Annotated in this window: 11 protein-coding genes; 3 read left to right on the top strand and 8 right to left on the bottom strand. The window is 58.6% G+C overall.

The annotated features are described in order from the left end of the window. Positions 1 to 596: 596 nt before the first annotated feature. The 3 genes from KGB23_RS02550 (at position 597) to KGB23_RS02540 (ending at position 2,467) form a co-directional block, all read left to right on the top strand. Positions 597 to 941 (top strand): hypothetical protein, encoded by a 345-nt coding sequence (locus tag KGB23_RS02550; protein ID WP_046048158.1) that lies wholly within the window; start codon positions 597 to 599, stop codon positions 939 to 941. 274 nt (positions 942 to 1,215) lie between these two features. Beyond that, a complete protein-coding gene (locus KGB23_RS02545; RefSeq protein WP_008156737.1) occupies positions 1,216 to 1,629 on the top strand; it encodes a DUF4398 domain-containing protein in 414 nt (137 codons plus the stop codon). 49 nt (positions 1,630 to 1,678) lie between these two features. After that, complete coding sequence (locus KGB23_RS02540; protein ID WP_223429748.1) at positions 1,679 to 2,467, top strand: OmpA family protein; 789 nt, start codon at positions 1,679 to 1,681, stop codon at positions 2,465 to 2,467. 137 nt (positions 2,468 to 2,604) lie between these two features. On the opposite strand, the gene KGB23_RS02535 is transcribed toward KGB23_RS02540, so the two are convergent. The 8 genes from KGB23_RS02535 to KGB23_RS02500 all read right to left on the bottom strand — a co-directional run bounded on the left by KGB23_RS02535 (position 2,605) and on the right by KGB23_RS02500 (position 10,673). Continuing rightward, on the bottom strand, positions 2,605 to 2,934 hold the full coding sequence (locus tag KGB23_RS02535) for a hypothetical protein (protein ID WP_033056344.1): 330 nt from the start codon (positions 2,932 to 2,934) through the stop codon (positions 2,605 to 2,607). Then, positions 2,931 to 3,845, bottom strand: a complete 915-nt coding sequence (locus tag KGB23_RS02530) for an alpha/beta hydrolase (protein ID WP_223429747.1) — start codon at positions 3,843 to 3,845, stop codon at positions 2,931 to 2,933. The genes KGB23_RS02535 and KGB23_RS02530 overlap by 4 nt, the downstream gene beginning before the upstream one ends. A gap of 146 nt (positions 3,846 to 3,991) precedes the next feature. After that, the gene (locus tag KGB23_RS02525) at positions 3,992 to 5,269 is read right to left on the bottom strand and encodes a flavohemoglobin expression-modulating QEGLA motif protein (protein WP_223429746.1); all 1,278 of its coding nucleotides are present in this window, start codon (positions 5,267 to 5,269) and stop codon (positions 3,992 to 3,994) included. 37 nt (positions 5,270 to 5,306) lie between these two features. Beyond that, a complete protein-coding gene (locus KGB23_RS02520; protein WP_223429745.1) occupies positions 5,307 to 5,861 on the bottom strand; it encodes a hypothetical protein in 555 nt (184 codons plus the stop codon). 28 nt (positions 5,862 to 5,889) lie between these two features. Further along, positions 5,890 to 6,606: a TetR/AcrR family transcriptional regulator gene (locus KGB23_RS02515; RefSeq protein WP_046048164.1), complete on the bottom strand. Its 717-nt coding sequence runs from the start codon at positions 6,604 to 6,606 to the stop codon at positions 5,890 to 5,892. 101 nt (positions 6,607 to 6,707) lie between these two features. Next, positions 6,708 to 8,210, bottom strand: coding sequence for a lysine--tRNA ligase (gene lysS / locus KGB23_RS02510; protein ID WP_150654793.1), 1,503 nt, complete (start codon positions 8,208 to 8,210; stop codon positions 6,708 to 6,710). A 71-nt stretch (positions 8,211 to 8,281) separates the two neighbouring features. Next, positions 8,282 to 9,377 (bottom strand): peptide chain release factor 2 gene (gene prfB, locus KGB23_RS02505; RefSeq protein WP_141232781.1). Its coding sequence is split into 2 segments (ribosomal slippage): positions 8,282 to 9,304 and positions 9,306 to 9,377, totalling 1,095 coding nucleotides; the frame shifts between segments, so codons are not numbered across the junction. A gap of 294 nt (positions 9,378 to 9,671) precedes the next feature. Then, positions 9,672 to 10,673, bottom strand: a complete 1,002-nt coding sequence (locus KGB23_RS02500; protein ID WP_223429744.1) for a PleD family two-component system response regulator — start codon at positions 10,671 to 10,673, stop codon at positions 9,672 to 9,674. Positions 10,674 to 10,700: the final 27 nt, after the last annotated feature.

Raw genomic sequence — 10,700 nt, 5'->3', positions numbered from 1 at the left:
CCCCTGCGCAACGCCTGCGTTCGGCCTCTGGGAAAGGGGCAACAGATCAAAATCAAAAGCAACGGCAACGGCAAGATCAACAGCTTCGCGAGCAAGCCCGCTCCCACATAAAGCAGATCGGCGTACAGCTTTTGCTCCTCACCACTCAACAGGCCGAGCGTTAGCTCGCCTGCAGCTTTTGATCTTGATGCACCGCCCCATCGAGAGGCCGAGTGGAGGTTCTGCGCAGTGGGCAACCCGGCATGGATGCCGGGTTAGCCGCCCCCGGCCATGGATGGCCGATGGCGGCGGGCCCACGGAGCAGGACCGGAGCGAGGGCATGCCGAGCCTGGGCGAGGCACCGAACGACAGGGGCAGGAGCGCTTTGGTTACTTTGGCGCTTTTCCAAAGTGACTCGCTGTAAAAGCGAAACCGCCAGCAGCCATCACCGCAAAAACGGATATACACCCAATCCCCGCCAACGGCATAAGACGACGAAGGGACTTTAAACCTTGGGCGTTAAAGCTAGTCTGAAGAGTAAGCCTTACAACGGCTGCCGCCGGCGATTGCCGGACACTGACACTGCCTGCCACGAGCAGGTGCGCATTGAGGTCACTATGAAAATCCGCGAGCTTGCCCATCACTGGGAAGAAAACGCCAAGGGTCGCCTGACCGACACCGGATACTCGATTCATCTGGATGTAGAGGCCGCCGCACGGCTGGCGGCCATTATCGAAATGTACCCCAAACGGCAGCCCGAAGAACTGCTCGGCGAGCTGATCGGCGCCGCCCTGGAAGAGCTCGAAAAAAGCTTTCCGTACGTGAAGGGCTCGACCGTCGTGGCCACCGACGAAGAAGGTGATCCGCTGTACGAAGACGTCGGTCCGACTCCGCGTTTTCTCGCCTTGTCCCGTCGTCATTTGCACGATTTGTCGGCCGTCGACGACAAACAGAAACACTGATTACTGCACTTCTTTCCCCCTCCCAAAATGCGTATTCCTGGCCCCCTGCAGGGCCGGGAATACGGCTGCTTGCGGTAAGGATTCCCGGTTTAGAGCCTTGTCCGTTCGGTCAAAGTTTTTTCGGGCGATGGGCCATATTCTCTGAACTTTCGAAAAACGCCTCGGGTCACACCCATTAACCACGCCTGGGACGGCCGTTTTAAAACACCCCCGGAAATTGAAGGTTGCGGCTCCTTGCCCAGGATGGATTTTAAGTTTTTCAGGAGTTTTTCCAATGGAGTTGAAGACCATGAAGACCCGAACTGCCAAATCCTCGTTCCCCCCTCTGCGTAGCCTGAAACTGGCTGCACTGGCCATCGGCAGCAGCCTCGTTCTGGCCGGTTGTGCCGGTAACCCGCCAAGCGAGCAATTCGCCGTGACGGAATCGGCGGTCAACAGCGCCGTCAGTGCCGGCGGTACCGAATTCGCGGCAGTGGAAATGAAATCCGCCCAGGACAAGCTCAAACAAGCCGAAATCGCCATGCACGACAAAAAGTATGACGAAGCCAAAGTGCTGGCCGAACAGGCCGAGTGGGACGCTCGCGTGGCTGAACGCAAAGCCCAGGCGATCAAAGCTGAACAGGCTGTGAAGGACTCTCAGAAAGGTGTTCAAGAACTGCGTCAGGAAAGCCAGCGCACCGTGCAGTAAGCGGCGCGACACGACGTACTTCTTACTCGACTAAAAGGACGAAACCACCATGCGTACACAATTGATGATCCCTGCCCTGCTGGCCGCAAGCGTTGCACTGGCCGCCTGCTCCACGCCGCCGAACGCGAACCTGGAACAGGCCCGCACCAACTACACCGGCCTGCAAACCAACCCGCAAGCCAGCCAAGTCGCGGCGCTGGAAACCAAAGATGCTAGCGATTACCTGGACAAGGCCGACAAGGCTTATCAGGACAAAGAAGACCAGGCCAAGGTTGACCAACTGGCTTACCTGACCAATCAACGTGTTGAAGTAGCGAAGCAGACCATTGCTCTGCGCAACGCCGAAGCCAATCTGAAAAATGCTTCCGCGCAGCGTGCCCAGGCTCGTCTGGATGCCCGCGACGCGCAGATCAAGCAATTGCAGGACAGCCTGAATGCCAAGCAGACCGATCGCGGAACCTTGGTGACGTTCGGTGATGTGTTGTTTGCCACTGACAGGGCTGATCTGAAGTCCAGCGGTCTAGCGAATATCAACAAACTGGCGCAATTCCTCTCGGAAAACCCTGATCGCAAAGTGATCGTCGAGGGCTACACCGACAGCACGGGCACCGCGAACCACAACCAGTCGCTGTCCGAGCGTCGGGCCGGTTCCGTGCGCACGGCACTGGTGAAGATGGGCGTAGATCCAGCGCGTATCGTGGCGCAGGGTTACGGCAAGGAATACCCGGTCGCGGAGAACTCCAGCGTGTCGGGCCGTGCGATGAACCGTCGGGTGGAAGTGACCATTTCCAACGACAACCAGCCGGTGATCCCGCGTGCGGCGGTCAGCTCTAACTAAGCTTCGTTTGCTGAAACACAAAAGCCCCGCCTGAGTCGATCAGGTGGGGCTTTTGTTTTTAAGATCAAAAGATCGCAGCCTCGTTTCACTCGACAGCTCCTACATAGTGAAACGAGGCTGCGATCTTGTCGGGAGCGCTACGGTTGCAGCTTCTGCGGGGTTTCCTCACCCATGCAGCGCACGGCTTTTTTCTTGTTGTTGACCAACACGCCGCTCAGGCCTTTCTGTTCGGTGTCGAACATCACCAGCACGCCATCGATGCACTGCGCGACTTGCGGGGCCGGTTCCAGGGAGACTTTGTAGTCTTCGCCCGGCACAGTCTTGAGCATGGTGAAGTCGCTGAGCAGCAGCGCATCTTCGGGTTTGGCGAAGTGCAGGTAGCCGTAGAACCACAGGGCTCCGACAGTGCCGAGGATGCTGCAGATACCGGTGATGATCAGCGGGATGGCGTTACGTTCTTCACTCATTGCGGACTCTCTGGTGGTTCATCTTCAGAATTTTTCGGCGCCGGGTAATTCGGGACTTCGCCGAGGCGGCGCAGACCGTTGAAATGCTGCGGATCATCGAGAAAACGCAGCATGACTTTGCGCCAGACCGGGTCGGCGAACGTCTGCACATGACCGCCACGGGTCAGTTGCAGCACCCGCGGCGGCGGCGCAGCTTGATACAGACGGATGCCGTTGGAAAGGGGCACGATCGGATCGTCGATGCTGTGGTAGATCAGTTTCGGTACGCCATTGAGCTGCGCCATGGAGTGGATCGCGCTGTCGCCGTCCGGCACCAGCCAGGACAGCGGCACCTGAAACAGCCAGGTCAGCCAGGATTGGCTCAGGGCAAATTGACCGATACTGCGATAGCTGGCGGGCACGCCATCGAGAACGAAAGCCTTGAGTTGTTTCTGGCGTTCAGGGTGCTGAACCAAGTAGTGCACGGCCATCGAACCACCGAGGCTTTGGCCGAGCAGGATCAGCGGCTTGCCCTTGACCTCCGGCGCCTGATCGAGCCATTTGAACGCGGCGTCGATGTCCTGATAAATCTCCGGCAGCGTCGGTTCACCCTCGGACAGACCGTAGCCGCGATAATCCAGCAGCAGCACTTGATACCCTTCTTTCGGTAACCACCAGCTCCCCCCGAGATGCATGGGTAGATTGCCGCCGTTACCGTGCAAATGCAGCACCGTGCCTTTGACCTCGACACCTTGTTTGGCCGGCAACCACCAGCCGTGCAGCTTGAGGCCGTCGGCGGTGGTCAGGGTGACGTCGCGGTATTCGAGTTCGGCTTTTTCCGGGGTAAACAGCTGGCCTGGCTCGGGGTAGAACAGCAGCGAGCTGCAACCGCTCAAGGTCAGGAGAAGGCAGAAGAAGCCGAGGATTCTCATCCGATGAAACCTCGTGAATGAAGGTTGAAACACAGAACCTGTGGGAGCGGGCTTGCTCGCGAAAGCGGTGTGTCAGACAACAGAGATATTGAATGTTAGACCGCATTCGCGAGCAAGCCCGCTCCCACATTTTGACCGTGTACTCCTTAAAGGATATTGGAGTAATCCGCTTCGATCCGGTCCAGGCTCAGATGATTGAGGAAGTTGGAGAAGCACATCCACGCCGACAGCGCGTTCAGGTCACGGAACTGATCCGGCAGATACTTCGGTGGCACCACCAGTCCTTCATCCACCAACTGGCGCAAGGTGCGCATGTCTTCCAGCGTGGTCTTGCCGCAAAACAGCAGCGGTATCTGCTCAAGCTTGCCTTTACGCACGGCCAACTGAATGTAGTTGTAAACCATGATAAAGCCCTTGAGGTAGGACAAGTCTTTGGTAAATGGCAGACCTGTCGGCACCGAGCCACGGAAAACCCGACTGGCGTTGCCGTAGCTTTCCGCCATTTCAAAACCTTGCTCGCGGAAGAACTCAAAGATCTGCAGGAAGTCCGCCCCCTCTTCCACCATGTGAATGGCGCGGGTGCGGTTGGTCAGTTTGCGCAGGCGGCTCGGGTACGAGGCGAAAGTGATGATTTCCATCAGGATCGCCAGGCCTTCCTGAGTCACTGTCGACGACGGCGGACCTTTGGAGAGGAAGGTGCAGATCGGCTGGTTCAGGCCATTGAGCGTGGTCCCCACATGCACCAGCCCTTCGTGGACTTCCAGGGCGCGCACGTCACGGTCGTTGAACATCGCGTCGGCGCGAATCTTGATGTAATCGGCGCCAGCCGCCGCATCGGCGACGATCCCGTCGGATTCGAATACGCGAATGGTTTCTTCGGCCTCACCGAATACCTTGTTCAAGCGGGTTTGCAGCAGGTGGACGGCCTCCTTGGCGGTGAGGACTTTCGGTTCGTCCTTCAGGTCGCCACGGCCATCGATATTGTTCAGGTAATCCGAGAGCATCAGGCCCAGGTCGGAAAGGGTCGGGTCGCCGGCGTGGAACGCGTCGGAAGCGGCACCGTAAAGCTCCTGTGAAATCAGCCCGAAATCCTCGGTGCCGCGCGCTTCGAGCATGCGCACCACCATCCGGTACTCCTTGCACATGCGGCGCATGATCTGGCCGACCGGGTTGAACTGACCAAGCTGACGGGTGATGTCGCGTTCGATGTTCTGGAATTCCAGTTTCACCTTGCTGGAGTCGAACGCCAGTGGCCTGTTCAGGTAGTAATCGCGGTCCACCGCCGGCATTTCCTTGCCCTTGGCCTTGAGGAAACCCTTGCGGATGTTGTCGTCCCACTTCACCGCATCCAGGACGCGAATCGGCGTCTGCGCCAGCACAATGCGATCGGACAAAATGCGTATCGACTGCTGGTAATCGTCCACCCGAAACTCCTGTAGAAAAACCGTTTACGTGCTGGGTTTATTTGGCTTTGGCCAGGCGCTGATAGCGCACCGCCTCGACGAACACATCGGAATTGGCCGGGTCATCGAGGTAGGCGAAAACCTGGTCCAGATTGTTGTTGATCAACACGCCGTCGCCGTCGTCGGTCTGGAAGCCTTCGCCGCTGAGGACTTTTTGCCTCAAGGCCTGGTTGATCTGCTCGAGGTCGAGGTTGTAGACAACCAGTTCATGTTTATCGGTGAGTTCAAAACCCAAGAGTGTGAAATGCCCACCGAATTGCGCCGGCACCTTCGCCGACAGGTACCAGCGACTGCCATGGCGGGTCACCGTGAACGGATAGGCTTCGCGCTCCTTGGGTTTAGCCTTGAAGTAGCTGACGGCCTGATAGTGATTGTCGCCGAGGCGCGTCAGTTCCAGATTCAGCGGCTCGCCCCAGGCATTGGTGCTGGTCCATTTGCCGAGCAACCCTTTAGGCGCGGGCTCGCTCGAGGGCAGCGGCTCCTTGAAGGTCACCAGACAGCCACTGAGCAGCAGGAACGACAAGGCGATCACAACGACACGCCAGGCTTTCATTCAACACTCCCTTTGAATACACGCAGAGTTACACCGACGCCAATACCAGGTGCATATACCGCGTAAGGATGCCGAGCATTTCGGCTTCGGCGACAGGCTCGGCGTCGTTGAGCAGGCCCTGATATTCCATCCGTCCGATAATCGCCGTCAACACTTTGGCATCCTGTTGTGGCTCGCGGGAACCCAAGACCTCGAAAAAATGGCAGGTGCCTTGCAGAAGAATTTGCTGATGCGAACGCACCAACTCCGCCAGGCGCGGGTTCAATAGCGCCTCCTGACGGAACGCCTGCTCGGCCATCAAGTGTTCGCGACGGTTGTGCAATTGGCGTTGCACATAATCGGCGGTCAGGCGTGCGATATCGTCAGCCAGCTGTGAACGGGACTCAGGGCTGCCATCGCCATAAGCAACCATCTCGCGCAGCAGGCCTTCGTTGCTGGCCCACAGCTTGGCCATGAACGCCGCGCTGCGTTCCACGTATTGGGCAAAGGTATCGGTGAGCAGGTCATCGATATCCTTGAAATAGTAAGTGGTGGCCGACAGCGGCACACCGGCCTCGGCGGCCACCGCGCGGTGACGCACGGCCCGCACGCCATCGCGCACGACAATGCGCATCGCCGCATCGAGAATGTCCTGTCGACGCTGCTCACTGCCCTGTCGGCTGGCCTTGCGACCCTGGTACTGAACACTTTCAGCGACCGCAGTGGCGACGTCCGCTGCACCCTCTTGAGCAATTGCACGGTTCACGACAGGTATTCCTCTCTACTTCAAAAGTAACCAATTGATACGTTTGTACCAGACAGGCAATAAAAAGCCGCCTGTTTTAGGCGGCTTTTTTATTGAAACACTTACGCTTGCGGCCGCATGTGCGGGAACAGGATCACGTCGCGGATCGACGGGGAGTTGGTCAGCAGCATCACCAGACGGTCGATGCCGATACCTTCACCGGCCGTTGGCGGCATGCCGTACTCCAGCGCGCGAACGAAGTCGGCGTCGTAGTGCATGGCTTCGTCGTCGCCGGCGTCCTTGTCGGCCACCTGAGCCATGAAGCGCTCAGCCTGATCTTCCGCGTCGTTCAACTCGGAGTAGGCGTTGGCGATTTCGCGGCCGCCGATGAACAGCTCGAAACGGTCGGTGACGTTCGGGTTGTCGTCGTTACGACGGGCCAGCGGCGACACTTCGAACGGGTACTGAGTGATGAAGTGCGGCTGTTCCAGCTTGTGCTCTACCAGCTCTTCGAAAATCATCACCTGCAATTTGCCCAGACCTTCGAAGCCCAGCACCTTGGCGCCGGCCTTCTTGGCGATGGCACGGGCCTTGTCGATGTCGGTCAGGTCGTCAGCGGTCAGCTCAGGGTTGTACTTGAGGATCGAGTCGAACACCGACAGACGCACGAACGGTTCGCCGAAGTGGAACACTTTGTCGCCGTAAGGCACGTCAGTGCTGCCCAGAACCAGCTGCGCCAGTTCGCGGAACAGTTCTTCGGTCAGGTCCATGTTGTCTTCGTAGTCGGCGTAAGCCTGGTAGAACTCCAACATGGTGAATTCAGGGTTGTGACGAGTCGAAACGCCTTCGTTACGGAAGTTGCGGTTGATCTCGAAGACTTTTTCGAAGCCGCCGACAACGAGGCGCTTGAGGTACAGCTCAGGCGCGATACGCAGGAACATTTCCATGTCCAGCGCGTTGTGATGAGTCTCGAACGGCTTGGCTGCCGCACCACCCGGAATGGTTTGCAGCATCGGCGTTTCCACTTCCAGGAAGTCACGCTGCATCAGGAAACTGCGGATGTGCGCAATCACTTGCGAACGTACGCGGAAGGTCTGGCGCACGTCTTCGTTGACGATCAGGTCAACGTAACGCTGGCGATAGCGTTGTTCGGTGTCGGTCAGGCCGTGGTGTTTGTCCGGCAGCGGACGCAAGGACTTGGTCAGCAGGCGCACCTGGGTCATTTCGACGTACAGGTCGCCCTTGCCGGAACGCGCCAGGGTGCCTTCGGCTGCGATGATGTCGCCCATGTCCCAGGTTTTCACCGAGGCCAGGGTTTCTTCGGACAGGGTTTTACGGTTGACGTAGACCTGAATGCGACCGGTCATGTCCTGGATCACCATGAACGAGCCACGGTTGAGCATGATGCGACCGGCAACCTTGACCGGGATCGCAGCCTCTGCCAGCTCTTCCTTGGTCTTGTCCGCGTACTGTTTCTGCAAGTCTTCGCAGTAGTTGTCGCGGCGGAAGTCGTTCGGGAAGGCATTGCCCTTGGCGCGCTCGGCAGCCAGCTTTTCCTTGCGCAGGGCGATCAGGGAGTTTTCTTCCTGTTGCAGGGCTTGCGGGTCGAGTTCTAGGTCGCTCATGTCTTTAAAAATTCCATCACAGGTTCGTTGCCCCCACCGGTGGCAGGGGACTTAAGGTCTTGACTGGCGGTTTACAGGCCTTGCTTCAGGCTGGCCACCAGGTATTCGTCGATGTCGCCGTCGAGCACCTTGTCGCAGTCACTGCGTTCGATGTTAGTGCGCAAATCCTTGATTCGCGACGCATCGAGTACATACGAGCGGATCTGGTGACCCCAGCCGATGTCCGACTTGGTGTCTTCCAGGGCCTGGGAGGCGGCGTTGCGTTTCTGCACTTCCTGCTCGTACAAGCGCGCCCGCAACATTTTCATCGCGGTGTCTTTGTTGGCGTGCTGGGAGCGTTCGTTCTGGCAGCTGACCACAGTGTTGCTCGGTACGTGCGTAATACGCACGGCCGAGTCGGTGGTGTTTACGTGCTGACCACCGGCACCGGAGGAGCGGTAGGTGTCAATGCGCAGGTCCGACGGGTTGATGTCGATTTCGATGTTGTCATCGATTTCCGGCGACACGAACACGGCCGAGAACGAGGTGTGGCGACGGTTACCGGAGTCGTACGGGCTCTTGCGCACCAGACGGTGCACGCCGATTTCGGTACGCAACCAGCCAAAGGCGTATTCACCCTTGATATGGATTGTGGCGCCTTTGATACCGGCGACTTCACCGGCCGACAGTTCCATGATGGTCGCGTCAAAACCGCGTTTGTCGGCCCAGCGCAGGTACATGCGCAGCAGGATGTTGGCCCAGTCCTGAGCCTCGGTACCGCCGGAGCCGGCCTGGATGTCCAGGTAGGCGTTGTTGGCGTCCATTTCACCGCTGAACATGCGACGGAATTCGAGTTTTTCCAGGGACTCGCGCAGACGCTCGACTTCGGCAGCAACGTCATCGACGGCGGCCTGGTCTTCTTCTTCGGCGGACATCAGCAGCAGGTCTTTGGCGTCGGCCAGGCCTGTGTGCATTTCGTCGAGGGTTTCGACGATCTGAGCCAGCAGGGACCGCTCGCGGCCCAGCTCCTGAGCGTACGTCGGGTTGTTCCAGACAGACGGATCTTCAAGCTCGCGATTGACTTCAGTCAGACGCTCATGCTTTTGATCGTAGTCAAAGATACCCCCGAATAGTTTCGGAGCGCTCGGACAGGTCCTTGATACTGTTAAGGATCGGGTTGATTTCCATGGCGGGCAGCACTCGTTGGCGAACTTTTGAAAGCCGGCGAGTATAACGTAATCAGGCTGTCACGGCAGCCCGCCTGGCGGCTTTAGGGGCGAATGGTTTTGCTTGAAACCATGGAGCACTCCTGTAGCAGCGGTCGAGCCCCGCGAGGCCGCGTTCGAGGACGAAGTCCTCGCAAAACCTGCGTACGCGGTTTTCCTGAACGACCGCGTTGTCTGGTTTTACGACGGCTGCGCCGCCGAACGCAGCCTCGCGGGCTCGACAGCTGCTACGGTGCTACAGCGCTAGGGGTGTGGGTTATTCGATCCCCACCTGATTACGCCCATTGTTCTTCGCCAGATACAGCCCCTTGTCCGCCGCCGAGATCAATTGACGGCAGTCGCCGCCCGGTTGCGGGGTCATGGTCGACAGGCCGATGCTGATGGTCAGGCTCGAGCCCTCGCTGGGGAAAATATGCGGAATCTTCAGCGCGGCCACCGTCAGACGCAGTTTTTCCGCCACCAGTCGCGCACCGCCCGGTGTGGTATTAGGCAGCACCAGGACGAATTCTTCGCCGCCGTAACGGGCCGGCAGGTCCGAAGGCCGCGCACTCGCATCACGTATCGCCGTGGCCACTTTGCGCAGGGCTTCATCGCCTTCAAGGTGGCCGAAGCTGTCGTTGTAGGACTTGAAGTAATCCACATCGATCATCAGCAGCGACAGTTGACTTTGGTCACGCATCGAACGGCGCCACTCAAGCTCCAGGTATTCGTCGAAATGCCGGCGGTTCGACAGCCCGGTCAGGCCGTCCGAGTTCATCAAACGTTGTAGCACCAGGTTGGTGTCGAGCAACTGTTGCTGGCTGACCCGCAGCGCGCGATACGCTGCATCACGCTGCAGCAACGTCATGTAGGAGCGCGAGTGATAGCGGATGCGCGCCACCAGTTCGATGTTGTCCGGCAACTTGACCAGGTAATCATTGGCCCCCGCCGCAAACGCCGCGCTCTTGATCAGCGGGTCTTCCTTGGTCGACAGGACAATAATCGGGATGTCCTTGGTCGCCGGATGATTGCGGTACTCTCGCACCAGGCTCAAACCGTCAAGACCGGGCATCACCAGATCCTGGAGGATCACCGTCGGCTTGATGCGGATCGCCTGGGCGATGGCCTGGTGCGGGTCGGCGCAGAAGTGGAAGTCGATGTTTTCTTCGTTCGACAACCCGCGGCGCACCGCCTCGCCGATCATTGCCTGATCGTCCACCAACAACACCATGGCGGCGTTTTCGTCGGTTTTGAAGTCGTCGAGCTGTAAATCATTCATGTGCGGTCACCTGAGTACTACTTTGGC

Source organism: Pseudomonas sp. GL-B-26 (genome assembly GCF_019947405.1).
GTDB lineage: Bacteria > Pseudomonadota > Gammaproteobacteria > Pseudomonadales > Pseudomonadaceae > Aquipseudomonas.
This window is presented reverse-complemented; position numbering and strand designations above follow the sequence as displayed.